This window comes from Aureimonas sp. SK2 (assembly GCF_029813115.1).
Lineage (GTDB): Bacteria > Pseudomonadota > Alphaproteobacteria > Rhizobiales > Rhizobiaceae > Aureimonas.
On sequence record NZ_JAPZDS010000013.1, the window covers coordinates 55,950 to 72,390 of the forward strand.

The 16,441-nt window shown below is 70.3% G+C and carries 17 protein-coding genes; 6 read left to right on the forward strand and 11 right to left on the reverse strand.

Features of this window, described 5'->3' with window-relative positions; translation table 11 throughout:
- Positions 1-28: 28 nt before the first annotated feature.
- From O5O54_RS16140 to O5O54_RS16180, 9 genes are all read right to left on the reverse strand, one after another.
- Positions 29-1,141, reverse strand: coding sequence for an S-(hydroxymethyl)glutathione dehydrogenase/class III alcohol dehydrogenase (locus O5O54_RS16140; RefSeq protein ID WP_279482853.1), 1,113 nt, complete (start codon positions 1,139-1,141; stop codon positions 29-31).
- Between the two features lie 76 nt (positions 1,142-1,217).
- Positions 1,218-2,102: a BadF/BadG/BcrA/BcrD ATPase family protein gene (locus tag O5O54_RS16145; protein WP_279482854.1), complete on the reverse strand. Its 885-nt coding sequence runs from the start codon at positions 2,100-2,102 to the stop codon at positions 1,218-1,220.
- Between the two features lie 103 nt (positions 2,103-2,205).
- A complete protein-coding gene (locus O5O54_RS16150; protein WP_279482855.1) occupies positions 2,206-3,471 on the reverse strand; it encodes a c-type cytochrome in 1,266 nt (421 codons plus the stop codon).
- Positions 3,468-4,115 carry a cytochrome c oxidase assembly protein gene (locus tag O5O54_RS16155; protein WP_279482856.1) on the reverse strand — a complete coding sequence of 216 codons (648 nt, stop codon included), beginning with the start codon at positions 4,113-4,115 and terminating at the stop codon, positions 3,468-3,470. The genes O5O54_RS16150 and O5O54_RS16155 overlap by 4 nt, the downstream gene beginning before the upstream one ends.
- Entirely contained in the window at positions 4,112-4,492 is a 381-nt protein-coding gene (locus O5O54_RS16160) for a hypothetical protein (protein WP_279482857.1), read from the reverse strand. Before O5O54_RS16160 ends, O5O54_RS16155 begins: the two co-directional genes overlap by 4 nt.
- Positions 4,492-7,029, reverse strand: coding sequence for a cytochrome c oxidase subunit I (gene ctaD / locus O5O54_RS16165; protein ID WP_279482940.1), 2,538 nt, complete (start codon positions 7,027-7,029; stop codon positions 4,492-4,494). The genes O5O54_RS16160 and ctaD overlap by 1 nt, the downstream gene beginning before the upstream one ends.
- Positions 7,030-7,052: 23 nt before the next feature.
- Entirely contained in the window at positions 7,053-8,042 is a 990-nt protein-coding gene (locus tag O5O54_RS16170) for a cytochrome c oxidase subunit II (RefSeq protein WP_279482858.1), read from the reverse strand.
- 233 nt (positions 8,043-8,275) lie between these two features.
- Positions 8,276-8,476 (reverse strand): Rmf/CrpP family protein, encoded by a 201-nt coding sequence (locus tag O5O54_RS16175; RefSeq protein ID WP_279482859.1) that lies wholly within the window; start codon positions 8,474-8,476, stop codon positions 8,276-8,278.
- A gap of 87 nt (positions 8,477-8,563) precedes the next feature.
- Positions 8,564-8,833, reverse strand: coding sequence for a hypothetical protein (locus O5O54_RS16180; protein WP_279482860.1), 270 nt, complete (start codon positions 8,831-8,833; stop codon positions 8,564-8,566).
- Positions 8,834-9,037: 204 nt separating this feature from the next.
- Between O5O54_RS16180 and O5O54_RS16185 the strand changes: the two genes are divergently transcribed.
- Genes O5O54_RS16185 through O5O54_RS16195 form a run of 3 tightly spaced genes read left to right on the forward strand, consistent with a single transcriptional unit; the run spans position 9,038 to position 11,924 of the window.
- Positions 9,038-9,844: a (Fe-S)-binding protein gene (locus tag O5O54_RS16185; RefSeq protein WP_279482861.1), complete on the forward strand. Its 807-nt coding sequence runs from the start codon at positions 9,038-9,040 to the stop codon at positions 9,842-9,844.
- Positions 9,841-11,286, forward strand: coding sequence for a LutB/LldF family L-lactate oxidation iron-sulfur protein (locus tag O5O54_RS16190; protein ID WP_279482862.1), 1,446 nt, complete (start codon positions 9,841-9,843; stop codon positions 11,284-11,286). The genes O5O54_RS16185 and O5O54_RS16190 overlap by 4 nt, the downstream gene beginning before the upstream one ends.
- The gene (locus tag O5O54_RS16195; protein WP_279482863.1) at positions 11,283-11,924 is read left to right on the forward strand and encodes an LUD domain-containing protein; all 642 of its coding nucleotides are present in this window, start codon (positions 11,283-11,285) and stop codon (positions 11,922-11,924) included. Before O5O54_RS16190 ends, O5O54_RS16195 begins: the two co-directional genes overlap by 4 nt.
- A gap of 6 nt (positions 11,925-11,930) precedes the next feature.
- Here the strand turns inward: O5O54_RS16195 and O5O54_RS16200 are convergent, their stop codons facing one another.
- Positions 11,931-12,320: a response regulator gene (locus tag O5O54_RS16200; RefSeq protein ID WP_279482864.1), complete on the reverse strand. Its 390-nt coding sequence runs from the start codon at positions 12,318-12,320 to the stop codon at positions 11,931-11,933.
- Positions 12,321-12,419: 99 nt separating this feature from the next.
- Between O5O54_RS16200 and O5O54_RS16205 the strand changes: the two genes are divergently transcribed.
- From O5O54_RS16205 to O5O54_RS16215, 3 genes are read left to right on the forward strand one after another with little or no spacing between them, the layout of a single operon-like run.
- On the forward strand, positions 12,420-14,048 hold the full coding sequence (locus O5O54_RS16205) for a histidine kinase famiy protein (RefSeq protein ID WP_279482865.1): 1,629 nt from the start codon (positions 12,420-12,422) through the stop codon (positions 14,046-14,048).
- Between the two features lie 53 nt (positions 14,049-14,101).
- Positions 14,102-15,499 carry an anthranilate synthase component I family protein gene (locus O5O54_RS16210; protein ID WP_279482866.1) on the forward strand — a complete coding sequence of 466 codons (1,398 nt, stop codon included), beginning with the start codon at positions 14,102-14,104 and terminating at the stop codon, positions 15,497-15,499.
- On the forward strand, positions 15,496-16,095 hold the full coding sequence (locus O5O54_RS16215; protein WP_279482867.1) for an aminodeoxychorismate/anthranilate synthase component II: 600 nt from the start codon (positions 15,496-15,498) through the stop codon (positions 16,093-16,095). Before O5O54_RS16210 ends, O5O54_RS16215 begins: the two co-directional genes overlap by 4 nt.
- Here O5O54_RS16215 and O5O54_RS16220 read toward each other — a convergent pair.
- Positions 16,080-16,319 carry a hypothetical protein gene (locus O5O54_RS16220; RefSeq protein ID WP_279482868.1) on the reverse strand — a complete coding sequence of 80 codons (240 nt, stop codon included), beginning with the start codon at positions 16,317-16,319 and terminating at the stop codon, positions 16,080-16,082. The two genes, O5O54_RS16215 and O5O54_RS16220, sit on opposite strands and share 16 nt — an antisense overlap.
- Between the last annotated feature and the right edge of the window lie 122 nt (positions 16,320-16,441).

The window sequence follows — 16,441 nt, forward strand, 5'->3', positions numbered from 1 at the left end:
AGGCGCGACCAGCGCCAGTCGATCGCGGTCAGTAGACCACGACCGAGCGGATCGACTTGCCCTCGTGCATGAGGTCGAAGGCGGTGTTGATCTCGTCGAGCGGCATCGTGTGGGTGATGAGGTCGTCGATGTTGATCTTGCCGTCCATGTACCAGTCGACGATCTTGGGAACGTCCGTCCGCCCCCGCGCGCCGCCGAAGGCCGTGCCCTTCCAGACGCGGCCCGTGACGAGCTGGAACGGACGGGTGGAGATCTCCTTGCCCGCTTCCGCCACGCCGATGATGATCGACTCGCCCCAGCCCCGGTGGCAGCATTCCAGCGCCTGGCGCATGACGGTCGTGTTGCCCGTCGCGTCGAAGGAGAAGTCGGCGCCGCCCCCGGTGAGATCGAGGATCGCCTGGACGACCTTGTCGTGGCCCACCTCGTTGGGATTGACGAAGTCGGTCATGCCGAACTTCCGCGCCATCTCGACCTTGCCGGGGTTGAGGTCGACGCCGATGATCTTGTCGGCGCCGACCATACGCGCGCCCTGGATCACGTTGAGGCCGATGCCCCCGAGGCCGAACACGACCACGTTCGCGCCCGGCCAGACCTTGGCCGTGTAAATGACGGCGCCGATGCCCGTCGTCACGCCGCAGCCGATGTAGCAGATCTTGTCGAAGGGGGCGTCCTCGCGGACCTTGGCTACCGCGATCTCGGGCAGGACGGTGAAGTTCGAGAAGGTCGAGCAGCCCATGTAGTGGAAGACGGTGGTCTCGTCGCAGCGGAAGCGCGAGGAGCCGTCCGGCATGACGCCCTGGCCTTGCGTCGAGCGGATGGCGGTGCAGAGGTTGGTCCTCTGCGACAGGCAGCTCTTACAGTTGCGGCATTCGGGCGTGTAGAGCGGGATGACGTGGTCGCCGGGCTTCACGCTCGTCACGCCCGCGCCCACCTCGCGCACGATGCCGGCGCCCTCGTGGCCGAGGATCGCCGGGAACTTGCCTTCAGAATCGAGGCCCGACAGCGTGTAGGCGTCGGTGTGGCAGACGCCGGTCGCCATGATCTCGACCAGCACCTCGCCCGGCTGCGGTCCCCGGATGTCCACGGTCTCGATCGTGAGGGGCTTGCCCGCTTCCCAGGCGACGGCGGCGCGTGACTTCATGGGTCCAGTCCTCGTGATGCGCGATTCGGATCGGCCCTGACTATAGGATCGGAGGCCCGTCGCGCCAGCCTTTCCCTCAGGCCTCCGGAGCGCCGAGCGGGGCAAGCCCCGCCAGGATCAGGGCGCCGTCGAGCGGGTCGCCGAGCGGCTCGTCCAGGGTCTCGGCAAGGCCCTCGGGCAGGAACGGCGTCAGCGGGCCGGCGAGCCCGCCGACCAGCGACACGCGCTCGCAGCCGGCGTCGCGCAGCGTGTCGACGAGATCGCCGATTGCTTGCGCCGCCCCCCGCAGGATCCCGTCCGCCACACGGTCGCCATGGGCCGCCGCCTCCGCGACCAGGGGGCCGAGCGCGGCATAGTCGGTGGCCGAGGCCGTGTCGCACCAGGCCGTCAGCGCGTGGGCGCCGCCGCCCGCGCGGGCCAGCACGCCGTCGGCGAGGATCGAGCCCGACAGCCGGCCGTCGACCGCCCGGAAAGCCGCGTCCACGGCGGCCAGTCCGATTCGCGCACCCGAGCCCTCGTCGGAGCCGGGAAAGCCGTAGCCGCCGAAGCGCAAGGCGCGCCCTTCCAGAAGGCCGAAGGCGATCGAGCCGGTGCCGGCTACCACGATGCCCCCGTCCTCGCCGCCATGGGCGCCGAGGCAGGCGATCGTGCCGTCGCCGGAGATCGTGAGGCTGGCGAAGGGGTGCGGGCGCGCGGCGAAGAGGTCGGCGACGCCGACGCGCTCGATTCCGGCGATGCCCGCGCCGACCCGGAGCCTCGCGAAGTCGAAGGGGCCGAGGCCGGCGGCGCGCCAGGCCTCGCGGGCGGCCGTCAGCATCGCCTCGAAGCTCGCCTCCACGCCCAGCCGCGCCTGGGCCGGCCCGGCATGGCCTTCGCCGAACACGAGGCCGGACGCGTCCACCAGCCGGGCGCGGCAGGCTGTACCGCCGGCGTCGAGCCCGAGGAACAGGGGGCCGTTCACGGCCTGCGGTCCGTCGAAGGGTCTCGCATCGGGACGGCGGTCCTTTCTCGAATCGTTCGGACCTCTTTCATGCCGGATGTCGGGGACAGCCGGAAGACGGCCGTCAGTCGCCGCGGCGCGAATACCAGAGGGCGAGCGCGTCGATCTGCTCTTCCGTGAGGTTGATCGCGATCGTCTCCATGACGCGGGCGAGCGGCGTGCCGCCGCGATGGCGGTCCTTCCACATCTGGAGATGGGTCGCGGTGTACCATTCGGGCAGACCGTCGAGGCGCGGATAGAGCGGGTTCGTCGCCGCCCCTTCCCCGCCGTGGCAGGTCTGGCACGCCGCGAGCTTCTGGTGCGGCAGGCCCTCTTCCGCGATGCGCCGGCCAAGCTCCATGAGCCCGCTCGTGGACACGGGATAGCCGTGCGCGGCGGAGGGGTCCACGGCGGCCGCCGGGCCGGTCGGCACGGGCTCGTCAGCGGGCGCGTCCGGCCCGATGCTCCCGCGCGGCAGGCGCACGGCGCCTTCGTAGCCGATGGCGACGCCCTGCGGGCGCCCGAGCGGCTCCGCCGGCGCGGCGATGCGCGGCTGCGCGGCATAGTGGGCCGCGAGGCGCCGCAGCGTCGCCTCGTCGTGGATGCCGGCGGCGGGCGTCATGATGCCGCTCTGGCGCTCGCCAGAGGAAAAGGCGAGGAGCGTCTGGAAGAGATACTCCTCCGACTGGCCGCCGATCGGCGGAAAGCTGCCGGCCGGGCCGACGCCGCGCCCGTCCTCGCCGTGGCAGCGGGCGCAGTCGGCCAGCGCCGTGTCGCCCGCTTGGCCCAGCGCCTGGAGGCCGGGACGGCCGGGGTCCGCACTGGATCGCCCGTAGGCCAGTTCACGGTAACGCTCCGGCGTCATTCCCGGGAGCGCGCGCAGGAAGGCGACCAGCGCCCAGACCTCGTCGGGCCGGTCCTGCGTCGACCAGGACGGCATGCCGGAATACTTGATGCCGTGCTTGCCGATCCAGAACAGCTCGCGGTCGCGCCATTCGCCGACCTGGGTTTTCAGCCGCGGCACGGGCGGCATCATGGCGCGCGCGACGGGCGTCTGGTTCTCGCCCGGCGCGCCGTGGCAGGGCGCGCAGCCGCTGGCGAAATGGCCAGCCGTGCGCTGGATCAGGAGCGGATCCTGCAGGGACACGTCGCCGGGCTTCGAGATCGGCAGGGACTGCGTGTCGACCGCGCGCTGGAGGGTCCAGTGCAGGAACCATTCGACCGGCGCGAAATGGCCGGTATTGGCGGCGACCGAAACGAGGCCCGAGCCGCCGACGAGAAGCGCCGCGCCGACCGCCGCGAACGGCGCGGCGACGAGGTGCCAGGGGCGGATCGTGAGGGTCCACTTCATGCCGGGGCGACGCCTTCGCGCTTTTCGTTGAGAAGCTTGCCCAGCAGGGACAGGCCGCCGATCAGGTAGGCCGCGCCGCCGACCAGGAGCATCAGGACACCGCCGAGCTGCTGGTCCTCCAAGGGCGTCAGCGTCGCAAGGGGCGAACACAGGTCGCCGCAGGCATAGAGCGGGCGCGGCGCGAAGAGGAGGAGCGCGCCGAGCAGCGTCATGTGCATGGAGGTCATCAGGAGCGCCGCGACGCCCGCCGCCCTCGCCCCGCGCCCGCCCTCGGCCGTGCCGAAGGCAGCAAGCCAGACAAGGAGGCCGGCAAGGAGGAACGAGGTCTGTTCGAGGACGAGCACCCATGTCTCGCGCCGCGCGGCGTCGTGGAGCGCCGGCGCATGCCAGGACCAGACCAGCACGAATTCGGCGAGCGCCGCGAGGATCGCGAAGCGCGCGGAGATACGGGCGCCGACGGCCGGCACCGAACGCGTCAGGCCGAAAGCGAGGACCGGCGCCGCGACGGCGACGAGGCCCATGTGGAGGATCATATGCGCGGCGAACGAGGTCTCCGCCCGCCCGACCAGCGGCCCCGCCCAGAGGAAGAGGAGGAGCCCGAGCCCCAGCCCCGAGGGGCCGTGCCGTCGCAGGGCCGGGCTCATCGGCAGTCCACCAGGAAGAGCGCCGGCAGCGCCGTGAAGATGATCGCGAGGAACGACAGCCCGGACAGGAGCGCGGAGGCGAGTTCCATCTGCCGCTCGCGGTCGTGGTCGGTCGGCTGGTCGTGCGGCGGCTTGCCGCCCGCCTGCCGCCATTCCCGCCAGGCCCGGAAGCCCGCGAACCAGCAGAAGAGGAGGCTCAGCGCGGTCGCCACCGCGATCGCCACGCGTTCGCCGCCGATCGGCCGGAAGATGTCGGTGTTGGGCGCGCAGACGACCGCGGCCGTGACGTAGCAGAAGAGGAAATGCAGCGCCCAGACCGTGGGTGTCGCGATCATGGTGATGAGGGAATCGCGCGTCCCCTGCCGCAGACCGAACATCAGGCGCCCCCTGCGACGAGCGGGAAATAGGCGATGGTGCCGACCGTCACGAGGCCGGTGGCGGCGGCGAAGTGCCAGTAAAGTGCGACGTTCGACAGGTCGATGTCGTGGCGCGGCGTCAACTGTCCGGCGAACGAGCGGGCGAGGCAGTAGCCGACCATCAGCGTGCCGACGAGGGCGTGGATCGCGGTCCAGATGGCGAGGATCCAGACGGTGGCGGGATAGACGTGGGCCGTCGGCTGGAGCCCCGTCGCGTGCGGCCCCCAGAGGAGCGCCGCGCCCGCGCCGAGCGAGGCGAGGAAGGAGACGGTCAGGAAGAGACGTGCACCGATGACGCCGCCGCCCCGCAGGACCTTGTGCGACAGGAAGCAGGCGCCCCAGGCGAGCGCGAAAAGGACGAGCGAGACGGTCGGCCAGACCGTGCCCGGCCCCTCGGTGCCCGCCGGCGGGAAGTCGGCATGGACGGTGAAGAAGAAATAGTAGCCGAAGCAGAGCGACAGGAAGGCCGTCGCGTCGCCCAGCATGGTGATGAACATGGCCCACCACGAGACCGAATGCGGACCGGAGACGTAGATCGGCAGCTCGAGGCCGAGGCCGACATACTTCGTCTCCTTCTCCGGGATGACCGCCGTCGCCTTCCAGAGCCAGAACATGATGACCGCGATGGCGACGACGAGCGCGCCGACCGTCACGGTCCAGAGGTGGAAGGTCGCCGCGATGAAGCAGCTTCCGAGGAAGATCGCCGCCCACATCGGCACGAAGGAGGGGCCGGGCACGCGCAGGCACTGGACCGGCTCGGCGTCGAGAACGGTCGTCACCAGCGTCTCGCGCTTTCCCTCCTGCGCATCGGGCAGGTAGAAGCGCCCCTTGTCCATGTCGTCGACGAAGCCCGGCTGGTCCCATATCGGGTAGCGCGATTTCACGATCGGCACCGAGCGCACGCCCCAGGGCTGATCCGGAATCTCGCCCGACCACTCGATCGTGCCGGCGTTCCACGGGTTGCGGTCGGCATAGGGATCTTTCCGCGGCCGCAGCATGTCGGCGACCACGATCAGGAAGCCGGCGGCGAAGACGAAGGCGCCGACCGTGGAGATCAGGTTCGGGATCTCGAGCCCCAGCGCGGCAGGGTAGGTGTAGACCCGGCGCGGCATGCCGATCATGCCGGAATAGTGCATGGGGAAGAAGGCGACGTTGAAGCCGATGAACATCAGCCAGAAGGCGACCTTGCCCGCCTTGTCATGCAGCTTCCGCGAGGAGACGATCGGCCAGTAGTAGTAGATGCCGGCGACGATCGGAAAGAGCACGCCCCCTAAGATCACGTAATGGAGATGCGCCACCACGAAATAGGTGTCGTGGACCTGCCAGTCGAAGGGCGCGAGCGCCACCATCACGCCGGTGAGGCCGCCGAGCACGAAGATGCCGAGCGCCCCCGAGACGAAGAGCATCGGCACCGAATAGATGACGTTGCCGACGAGGCAGGTGGCCAGGAAGACGAAGATCTGGACGCCCGTCGGGATCGCGACGGCTTCCGAAGCCGCCGAGAAGAAGCCGAGCGAGATCGCCGGCAGGCCCGTCGTGAACATGTGGTGGACCCAGAGCCCGAAGCTGAGGAACCCCGTACCGACCGCCGCCAGCACGATCCAGGAATAGCCGAGCAGCGGCCGCTGCGCGAAGGTCGGGATGATCATGGCGAGCAGGGCAATCGCCGGCAGGAAGACGATGTAGACCTCCGGGTGGCCGAAGATCCAGAACAGATGCTGCCAGAGCATCGGGTCGCCGCCGCGCGTCGGGTCGAAGAAGGGCCAGTCGAACAGGCGCTCCATCTCGAACAGGATGTCGCCCGCGATCAGCGGCGGGAACGCGAAGAGGATCATCGCCGCGACGACGAGCACGTACCAAGCGTAGAGCGGCATGAGGTTGAGCCGCATGCCGGGCGGCCGGCACTTCAGCGCGCCGACGATCAGCTCGACCGCCGCCGCGATGGAGGCGACCTCGATGAAGGACAGGCCGAGCAGCCAGATGTCCGCCCCGTAGCCGGGCGTGAACCGCGCCTGGGTTGTGAGCGGCGGATACATGAACCAGCCGGAGTTCGGCGCCTGGCCGAAGAAGATCGAGCCGCAGACGAAGATGCCGCCGATCAGGAAGCACCAGTAGCCGAAGGCCGACAGGCGCGGGAACGGCAGATCGCGCGCGCCGAGCATCTGCGGCAGAAGGATGACCGCCACCGCCTCGAAGATCGGGACGGCGAAGAGGAACATCATCACCGTGCCGTGCAGCGTGTACACCTGGTTGTACATCGTCGCCGACAGGAAGTCGTTCTCCGGCACCGCCAGCTGCACGCGGATCATCAGGCCGAGGACGCCCGCGAACAGCATGAAGGCGAAGGAGGTGACCGTGTACCAGACGCCGACCGTCGTGTTGTTGACGTCGGACCAGTAGCGCCAGCCGGGCGGCGTTTCCCAGACCTTGATCAGGCGCTCCTGCTGTCCCTTGCGGACGGCCTCGTCCTCCTGGTCGGGGTCGCCGGGGCGGCGCATCGCGTCGAGTTCGGCTGCGGCGCTCATTTCAGGGCCTCCAGCCATTCGGCCATCGCGCGCGTCTGTTCGGGCGGGAGGGTCGCGAAGGACGGCATCTGCACACCCGGCTTCTCGTGTTCGGTGAGCGCGATGAAGCGCTGAATGTTGTCGGTGGTCACCGGCAGGATGCCGGCGCCAAGCGTCTCGCGCGAGCCGAGATGGGTGAGGTCCGGCCCGACGAGGCCGGCCGATGCCGTGCCGCGCACCTGATGGCAGGCGCCGCAGCCGTTGGCCTCGAAGGCGAGCCGGCCGGGGTGGTCGAGAAGAGTCGCGGGCGCCCGCTCGGCCTCGACGCGCCCCGCGAACTCGGCCTCCGAGACGACCTTCACCACGAAGCGCATCTGCGCATGGGCGTCGCCGCAGAACTCGGCGCAGATGCCGTGGAACGTGCCGGTGCGGGTCGGCTCCAGGACGATGCGGGTGATGCGGCCTGGGATCGTGTCCACCTTGCCGGCGATGTTCGGCACCCAGAAGGAATGGATGACGTCGGGGCTGGACAGGAGGATCTCCGTCCGCTTGCCCACGGGAATCCAGAGCTCGTTGGCCGAGGGCACGCCCTCGCCCGACAGCGTCTTGGCGACGCCCGGCGTGTCGGACGCCTCGTAATGGATGCGCCACCAGAAACGCTCGCCCGAGACGGCAATGCGCGGCCCGTCGGCCGGGGCGCGAAAGCCCGGCATCATCTGGAGGCCGAAGGCGAGAAGCGCGGTGAGGACCACCACGGGAAAGGCGACGCCGCCCCAGACGATCAGCCGCGTGCCTGTCCGCTCGCTATGGGCTTTCGGATGCGCCTTTGTGGCGTAGACCGACAGGCCCATGACGAAGAGCCAGATCAGGACTGCACCGCCCAGCATCCACCAGAAGAGGTGGAGGACTTCGGCGGATTCCGTTCCCGCGGGATCGAAGGTCGACTGCGGGCCGCGGCAGGCGGACAGCGCGGCAACCGCGCCGACGACGAACCCGAAGCGCGCCATCCGCCGGAAATGGGTGTGCAGGCTGTTCAGGTTCGGCCCCCATGCTCGGACCGACGTGGCACCCCCGCGCCGCGATCCCTATCAACACGACTTGTCCCCGAGCCGGCGACCGATCACGTTGATGGCATCATCTATGGCGCGCGACTCTTTCGGCTAGAGTCGCGCGTCTAGAGACGTCCCAAAGAGACGAAAGCCGACGGGATCGACCGCCGGCTTAGGGAAGGTTGGTGTCGTCAGTGCCGGGTCTCGGCCCCGTGCCGTTCCTCGACATGGCCGTCGCCATGGGCATGGTCGGCGGGACGGGCGTTCAGGCCTTGCGTCCAGCCCTCCATCCACTCGGTGCGGAGCGTCGAGCCGACGGGATATTCGCAGGCCGACTTCGGCACGTTGTTCTGGAAGGCCAGCTTGCCCTGCTGGAATGCATCGGTTGCCATGTTGCGGCTCCTGTCCGGTTGCACGTGCGGCAAAACGGACGAGCCGCCCGTCCGTTCCCGGAAGGGCGGCTCCGATGCCGGGGGCCGTCAGATGCGAAGGCCGGTGCCGAGCCCCATGGAGGCGAGGATCAGGCCGGGATCGGCATCGACGTCGCTGACGGGAATGCCGAGCCCGTCGCGCACCGCCACCACCGCGATCTCGGCGTCGACCGTGTCGGGCACGTCGTAGATCCGCACCGCCTCGGCCGCCAGCTCGTCCTCGTTGCGGCAGCGCCGGGCGTGCGCCCGCGCGCCCACCACCGAGCGAAAGGCCTGAAACTTGCTGATGTCCTCGTAGTCCATGCGCACAACGAACATTTCTTGGGCCTCCGTTGCTGTTGAGGAAAAGTTAATCACGCCTTTCGCCGATCGCCAAGCGAAACTCTCGTGACACGATCCGTGATGTTGCGGCGCAGCGCCAGAAAGCGGGCGAGGAGAAGGCCCGTCGGACAGCGAAATGCGACTTGCGCGGCCGGGCCGGGCGCTCCAAAACCGTTGCATCCTTTGGAGGAAGGCCGACCGATGACCCCCGATCCCGCCCCGCCCGCCCGTCCTCCGGCAAGCCCACGCGTCGCGCTCTTCGTCACCTGCCTCGTCAACGTGATGCGGCCGGCGATCGCCGAGAGCACGCGCGAACTCCTGCTGGCGGCGGGCTGCGAAGTCTTTGTGCCGCTGGACCAGACCTGCTGCGGCCAGCCCGCCTTCAACTCGGGGGACGAGGCGGACGGACGCGCCATGGCCCGGCACCAGATCGCCGCCCTGGAAGGCTTCGACTACGTTGTCGTCCCGTCGGGCTCCTGCGCCGGCACGATCCGCCACACCTGGCCGGAAACCTTTGCGGGCGATGCGGCATGGGCCGGGCGATCACGCGCGCTGGCGGCCAAGACGCACGAGATCACGAGTTTTCTCGTCGACGTGATGGGGTTCCGGCCGGAGCCGTCGCGGTTTTCGGCCATCGCCACCTACCACGACACCTGCTCGGGGCTTCGCGAGCTCGGCGTCCACGACCAGCCGCGCGATCTTCTCGAAAGCGTCGAGGGCCTGCGTCTCGTGCCCCTGCCGGACGCCAATGTCTGCTGCGGCTTCGGCGGCACCTTCTGCGTGAAGTACCCCGCCATCTCCAACGCGGTGGTGGACGAGAAGGCGCGCGCGATCGAGGGCACGGGGGCGGAGATCCTCCTCGGCGGCGATCTCGGCTGCCTCATGAACATGGCCGGTAAGCTTGGCCGGCGCGGGTCCGGCGTGCGCGCCTTCCACACGGTGGAGGCGCTGACCGGGCGCCTCGGCACGGCCGCGATCGGCCAAGCCGTGGGAGGAAAGAGCCGATGAGCGCCACCAGCCAGCGCGCGCCCCTCGACTTCCATGCCCGCACGGACGCGGCGCTCGCCGACGACTGGCTGAAGGTCGCCATCGACCGCACCACCGGCACCGCCCGCACCAAGCGCGCGGCGATCGTCGACCAATGGCCGGACTTCGCGGTGGCGCGCGAGCGCGGCCGGCAGATCAAGGACCATGTCGTCGCCCATCTCGGACACTACCTCGCCGAGTTCGAGCGCAACGCCGTGGCCAGCGGCTCGGTGGTGCACTATGCCGCGACGGCGGACGAGGCCTGTCGCATCGTGGTGGACATCTGCCGCAAGGCGGGCGCCCGAAGCGCCACGCGCTCCAAATCGATGCTCGGCGAGGAGATCGGCCTGCCCCACGCGCTGGAGGAGGCCGGGATCGAGCGGGTCGAGACCGATCTGGCCGAACACATCGTGCAGCTCGCGGGCGAGCGCCCGAGCCACATCATCTGGCCGGCCATGCACAAGACGCGCGAGCAGATTTCCGAGCTGTTCAAGGCGTCCCACGCCGACCCGCACCGGGAGGAAACGCCCGAAGCCATGGCGGCCTCCGCCCGGCGCCATCTGCGGCAGCGCTTTCTCTCCGCCGAGGTCGGCATCTCCGGCGCGAACTTCCTCGTCGCCGACACGGGCTCGGTCTGTACCGTGACCAACGAGGGCAACGCGGAGATGACGACGACCCCGCCGCGCGTCCACATCGTGACGGCCGGGATCGAGAAGCTCGTGCCGACGATGGGCCACGCGGCGATGATGCTGCGCCTCCTCGTGCGCTCGGCCACGGGCGCCGCGCTGACGCAGTACACGACCTTCCATACCGGGCCGAAGCGGCCGGGCGACCTCGACGGGCCGGAGGAGATGCACATCGTCCTCGTCGACAACGGCCGCACGAAGATGCTGGCCGACCGGCAGATGCGCGAGATGCTCCGCTGCATCCGCTGCGGCGCCTGCATGAACCATTGCCCGGTCTTCAACCAGATCGGCGGCCATGCCTATGGCGGCACCTATCCCGGCCCCATGGGCGCGGTGCTCACGCCCGTCTTCGACGGGCTCAACGCGGCGACGCGCGACCTCGCCCATGCCTGCACGCTGAACGGACGCTGCCGCGAGGTATGCCCGGTGGACATCCCGCTCCCGACGCTCCTGAAGGGCTGGCGGGAGAGGAGCTGGCGCGAGGGGCTGGAGCCGCTCTCGATGCGCTCCGGGCTGAAGCTCTTCACCTTCGCCGCGGCCCGCCCCCGCCTCTGGCGGATCGGTACCGGGCTCGCCGCCCGCGTCCTGCGCCTGATGGGCGGGCGGCGCGGAGCCATTTCCCGACTGCCGGGCCTGGCCGGCGCCTGGACGCTCCACCGCGACATGCCCGCCCCGCCGCCCGGGCCGACCTTTCTCCAGGCCGAGGCGGCGCGCCGGAAGCGCGGGGAGCGGCCATGAGCGCGCGCGAGACCATCTTTTCCGCGATCGGCCGGGCGCTGGGCCGTCCCGGCGATCCCACCGCGATCCGCGTGGAGGCCGATGCCCTCCTCGCCGAGCTGGAACGCGTGCGCCCGCGACTGGCGGAAGGCGATCCCGTCTCCCTGTTCGAGGCGGCGGTGACGCGGCTGCCGCCCGGCGCCTCGTCCGAGCGCCTGGCGAGCTTGGCGGACCTTCCCGCCGCCTGCGCCCGGCGCCTGGCCTCCCTCGGTCTCGCGCCGGCCCTGAAGATCCAGCCCCGGCCCGAGCTCGAAGCCCTCGACTGGACGGCCGCGGGCCTCGCCCTCCAGGCGGCGGTGGACGACCGCGTCGCCCTGTCGATGGCGGAACGGGGCATCGCCGAGACGGCCAGCCTCGTCCTGCGCTCAAGCTCCGACATGGCGATCCTCGACGCCTTCCTGCCGCTCCATCATCTGGTGGCGCTGCGGACGCGGGATGTCGTGCCGCACCTCGAAGACGCCGTCGCGGACGCGGACCTCGCGCGCTCGCGCAACCTCGTCATCGCGACGGGTCCGAGCGGGACCACCGACATCGAGGGCAGCCTCGTCATCGGCGTCCACGGCCCTGCGACGCTGCACGTCTTCCTGATCGAAGAATAGCGAGCGTCAGTCCGCCGAGACGCCTTCGATGGCGTTGGCGAGATCGCGGGCGGAATAGGGCTTGCGCAGGAGACCCGTGCGCGGCCGCTCCAGCGTGGCGGCTGAGAGGTTGTCGGAATTGCCGGTCGCGAAGAGCAGCCCGAGATCGGGTTGGAGCGCGCGCAGCGCCTGCGCCAGATCGTCGCCCCGCATGTCGGGCAGGCTGACGTCCAGAACCGCCACCCGGCAGTCCCCGTCCTCGCGCAGCGCGCGCAAGGCCTCGTCTCCCCTCGCGAATTCCGACACGGTGTAGCCGGCGTCCTCGATCCATTCGGCCGTCAGGGCGCGGATCATCGGGTCGTCCTCGACCAGCATCACCTTGCCTTGGCCCGCCGGGTTGTGGTCGGAAACGGTCATTGCCGCCTTTCCCGTTCGTCGTGTGCGAACGATTTTCGTCCCATGACATTATCAGGCCGGGCGGGATCCGTCGCCCTCCGACCCTTTCACAAGGCCTCCATGACCAACCGCTTCGACAGCCCGCCCCCCTTCGACGGCCCGAGGCCGACGGTCCGGTCCAGCGCCGCGGGGCGGCTGGACAGCCATGACGACATCTTCTTCGCCGCCGTCGAGACGACGCGCATGCCGATGACGGTGACCGATCCCTACCAGCCCGACAACCCCATCGTCTTCGCAAACAACGCCTTCATCCAGATGACGGGCTATTCGCGCGAGGAGATCGTCGGCAACAATTGCCGGTTCCTCCAGGGGCCGGACACCGATCGCGCCACGATCGCGGAGGTGCGGGCTGCGATCGAAAGCCGCAGCGAGATCGCGACGGAGGTCCTGAACTATCGCAAGGACGGGTCCACGTTCTGGAACGCCCTGTTCATCTCGCCGGTCTACGACCCCAACGGGAAGCTGGTCTATTTCTTCGGCTCCCAGCTCGACGTCTCGCGCCGGCGCGACGCCGAAGAAGGCCTGCGCCAGGCGCAGAAGATGGAGGCGCTCGGCCAGCTCACCGGCGGCATCGCGCACGACTTCAACAATCTCCTGCAGATCGTCACCGGCTATGTCGAGGTGATCGCGGGCCAGCTCGAGAAGCCCGAGCTCGACCGCCCCCGCGCCATCCGGGCGGTGGACAACGTGCGCTCGGCCTCCGCCCGCGCCGTGACGCTGACGCAGCAGCTCCTCGCCTTCGCCCGCAAGCAGCGCCTTGAGGGGCGCCTCGTCAATCTCAACGGGCTCGTCGCCGGCATGAGCGAGATCGCCGGCCGCACGCTCGGCGACCAGATCTCGGTGGAGACCGACCTCGCGCCGGATCTTTCGACCTGCCGCATCGACCCGACGCAGGCCGAGGTCGCCCTCCTCAACATCCTGATCAACGCGCGCGACGCCATGTCCTCGTCCTCCGGCGGCACCGTGCGCATCCGCACCCGCAACCGGCAGATCTCGCCGGAGGACGCCGCCCATTACGACAGCGTCATGCCGGGCGCCTACGTCTCGGTCTGCGTCGAGGACACAGGGTCCGGCATGCCGCGCGAGGTGCTGGCCCGCGTGCTGGACCCGTTCTTCACCACCAAGGAGGAGGGCAAGGGCACCGGGCTCGGCCTCTCCATGGTCTACGGCTTCGCCAAGCAGTCGGGCGGCACCGTCCATATCGTATCGCGCCTCGGCGAAGGCACGACGGTGGAGCTCCTGTTCCCCGCCGCGATCGGAGAAGAGCAGAAGTCGCTGCAAAGGGTGCGAAGCATCGAGCGCCAGGGCACCGAACGCCTCCTCGTGGTGGACGACCGGGCGGAGGTGGCCGAACTCGCGCGCGACATGCTGGAGGAGCAGGGCTACACGGTGACGGTGGAGACCACGCCGCTCGCAGCCCTGAAGCGGCTCCAGGCGGGCGAGCCGTTCGATCTCCTGTTCTCCGACCTCGTGATGCCGGGCGGCATGAACGGCGTGGTGCTGGCGCGCGAAGCGCGGCGCATCAAGCCCCGCATCCGCGTCCTCCTCACCACCGGCTACGCCGAGGCCTCGCTGGAGCGGACCGACGCGGGCGGATCGGAGTTCGAGATCATCAACAAGCCCTACTCGCGCCAGGACCTGACGCGAAAAGTGCGCATCGTCCTCGACGGCCCGACCGGGGTCGGCTGAGGGCGGCGGAATCCGATACCGGTTTCCGGGGCGATGCGCTAAACGGCTCGCCCATGTGGCAGCGTGCGGTCGAGATTCCATCCCTCCTCGAGGCGGCGCGGCGGCTTCGGCCGCTGGGCGGCCTCGTCTGGCTGGATTCGGCCCGCCCGCAGGGCGCGAACGCGCGGTGGTCGATCCTTTCGGCCGCGCCGTTCGATCGGCTGGAGGCGGGGCTTTCCGGCCTCCGCCTCGGGGGCGAGGCGATCGATGGGCCGCCCTTCGCCGCGCTCGACGCGATCCTGGCTCGGTACCGGGTCGAGCCGACCGACGACGCCCCGCCCTTTGTCGGCGGGCTGCTCGGCACGATCGACTTCGAGGCCGGGCACCTTCTGGAAAGGCTCCATCGCCCGGCCGGCTTCGACCCCGCCCGGCCGCTTCTCGGCTTCGGCCTCCATGACACCGCCCTTGTCTTCGACCATGCCGCCGGCACGGCGCGGCTCCTGTCGACGGGGTTCGGACCGGGGCTCGACGCCGCCTCCCCCCTCGCCGACCGCCATGCGCGGGCGGACGAACGGCTCGACCGGTTCGAGGCGGCGCTTGCCGCGCCCCTGCCGCCCGCCCCGCCCGCGCCGCCCTTCGTGCCGGACTGGACGTCCAGCCGCGAGGCCGCCGCCTATGCCGCCGAGGTGGAGCGGGTGAAGGAGCTGATCCTCGACGGCGAGGTCTACCAGGCCAACCTGTCGCGCCGGCTGCGGGCGGTGCTGCCCAAAGGGTTCGACCCGTTCGCGCTCTACGCTCGCCTGCGCGCGGTCAACCCCGCCCCCTATGCCGCCTATCTCGAGGAGCCGCATCGCACGGTCGCCTCCGCCTCGCCGGAACTCTTCCTGCGCGTGCGGGGCGGCCTCGTGGAAACGCGCCCGATCAAGGGCACCGCGCGCCGCTCCGACAAGGAGGCGGCCGACCGCGCGGCGGCCGAGGCGCTTCTCGCCTCCGAAAAGGACCGGGCCGAGAACGTCATGATCGTGGACCTCCTGCGCAACGACCTGTCGCGGGTCTGCGAGGTGGATTCGATCGCCGTCCCCGAACTCTGCGCGCTGGAATCCTATGCGGGGCTCCATCACCTCGTCTCGGCCGTCACCGGGCACCTGCAGCCGGGCACCGGCATCGGCGCCCTGATATCAGCCGCCTTTCCCGGCGGCTCGATCACCGGGGCGCCGAAGATTCGGGCGACCGACATCGTGGCCACGATCGAGGGCGCGCCGCGCGGCCTCTACTGCGGCTCGGTCGCCGCCCTGTCCTTCTGCGGGGCGGCGGACCTGTCGATCGCCATCCGCACCCTGGAATTTGAAGGGAATGCCGTGTCCTTCGGAACCGGCGGCGGGGTGACGGTCCTGTCGGACGGCCCGGCCGAATGGGCGGAGACGGAAACCAAGGCGGCCCGCATCCTCGCCGCCTTCGGGGCCGACGCATGATTCTCGTCCTCGACAACTACGACAGCTTCACCCACAACCTCGCCCGCTACATCGAGCGGCGCGGCGAGGCGGTCAGGGTGGTGCGCAGCGACCGGATCGATCTCGCCGGCATCGCCGATCTCGAGCCCGACGCCCTGGTCCTGTCGCCGGGCCCCTGCGGCCCGGCGGAGGCGGGCGTCTGCATGGAAGCCGTGGCGACCCTGTCGGGGCGCCTGCCGATCCTCGGCGTCTGCCTCGGCCATCAGGTGATCGGCGCCTGTTTCGGCGGCCGGGTGGAGCGCGCGAGGGAACCGATGCACGGGCGCGTGTCGCATCTGGCGCATGGCGGCTCGGGCCTCTTCGCCGGCCTTCCCGCCCCGCTGCCCGTCGGCCGCTACCATTCGCTGATCGTGGGCGAGACGGACGCCCTGGCCGCGCATCTGACGGTCGACGCCCGCTCGCCGGCCGGCGAGGTCATGGCGCTCACGCACCGCGCCCATCCGACCTACGGCATCCAGTTCCATCCCGAATCCGTGCTGACGCCGGACGGCGACCGCATCGTCGCGCGGTTCCTGGCGCTCGCCGCCGACTGGCGCGCGGGTCAGGCGGCGAGCTGACGCCCGAGGCGCCGCCCGGCTGCCGTCAGCCGGAACCAGCAGGTGTCGCGCCAGCCGATGGCGACGGAGACGAGGCCGAGCGCATGCAGTTCCAGGCAGCGGCGCAGTTCGTCGGTGGCGAGGTCGCCGGTATGGAGGCCGACGCTGTCACGCGCCGGGCCGTCGTCCAGGCGGCGCAGCATGTCCCCCTGGGCCGTGGTGATCTCGGTCAAGCGTATCCTCATGGGCGACCTCCTGCCGGCGTTTCGTCCCTGCCGGACGGCTCAGCGTTCCAGCCGGGGCTTGCGCGAACGTGGGGGTGCATTGCGATGGATTTGCGCCGGCCGGGAACCGGCGGGGGCTCGCG

What these genes read in the sequence shown, in the direction of transcription:
- O5O54_RS16140 (WP_279482853.1), bottom strand. Translation starts at nt 1,141, where the DNA reads ATGAAGTCACGCGCCGCCGTCGCCTGGGAAGCGGGCAAGCCCCTCACG.
- O5O54_RS16150 (WP_279482855.1), bottom strand. Translation starts at nt 3,471, where the DNA reads ATGAAGTGGACCCTCACGATCCGCCCCTGGCACCTCGTCGCCGCGCCG.
- O5O54_RS16155 (WP_279482856.1), bottom strand. Translation starts at nt 4,115, where the DNA reads ATGAGCCCGGCCCTGCGACGGCACGGCCCCTCGGGGCTGGGGCTCGGG.
- O5O54_RS16160 (WP_279482857.1), bottom strand. Translation starts at nt 4,492, where the DNA reads ATGTTCGGTCTGCGGCAGGGGACGCGCGATTCCCTCATCACCATGATC.
- ctaD (WP_279482940.1), bottom strand. Translation starts at nt 7,029, where the DNA reads ATGCGCCGCCCCGGCGACCCCGACCAGGAGGACGAGGCCGTCCGCAAG.
- O5O54_RS16170 (WP_279482858.1), bottom strand. Translation starts at nt 8,042, where the DNA reads ATGGCGCGCTTCGGGTTCGTCGTCGGCGCGGTTGCCGCGCTGTCCGCC.
- O5O54_RS16175 (WP_279482859.1), bottom strand. Translation starts at nt 8,476, where the DNA reads ATGGCAACCGATGCATTCCAGCAGGGCAAGCTGGCCTTCCAGAACAAC.
- O5O54_RS16180 (WP_279482860.1), bottom strand. Translation starts at nt 8,833, where the DNA reads ATGTTCGTTGTGCGCATGGACTACGAGGACATCAGCAAGTTTCAGGCC.
- O5O54_RS16185 (WP_279482861.1), top strand. Translation starts at nt 9,038, where the DNA reads ATGACCCCCGATCCCGCCCCGCCCGCCCGTCCTCCGGCAAGCCCACGC.
- O5O54_RS16190 (WP_279482862.1), top strand. Translation starts at nt 9,841, where the DNA reads ATGAGCGCCACCAGCCAGCGCGCGCCCCTCGACTTCCATGCCCGCACG.
- O5O54_RS16195 (WP_279482863.1), top strand. Translation starts at nt 11,283, where the DNA reads ATGAGCGCGCGCGAGACCATCTTTTCCGCGATCGGCCGGGCGCTGGGC.
- O5O54_RS16200 (WP_279482864.1), bottom strand. Translation starts at nt 12,320, where the DNA reads ATGACCGTTTCCGACCACAACCCGGCGGGCCAAGGCAAGGTGATGCTG.
- O5O54_RS16205 (WP_279482865.1), top strand. Translation starts at nt 12,420, where the DNA reads ATGACCAACCGCTTCGACAGCCCGCCCCCCTTCGACGGCCCGAGGCCG.
- O5O54_RS16210 (WP_279482866.1), top strand. Translation starts at nt 14,102, where the DNA reads ATGTGGCAGCGTGCGGTCGAGATTCCATCCCTCCTCGAGGCGGCGCGG.
- O5O54_RS16215 (WP_279482867.1), top strand. Translation starts at nt 15,496, where the DNA reads ATGATTCTCGTCCTCGACAACTACGACAGCTTCACCCACAACCTCGCC.
- O5O54_RS16220 (WP_279482868.1), bottom strand. Translation starts at nt 16,319, where the DNA reads ATGAGGATACGCTTGACCGAGATCACCACGGCCCAGGGGGACATGCTG.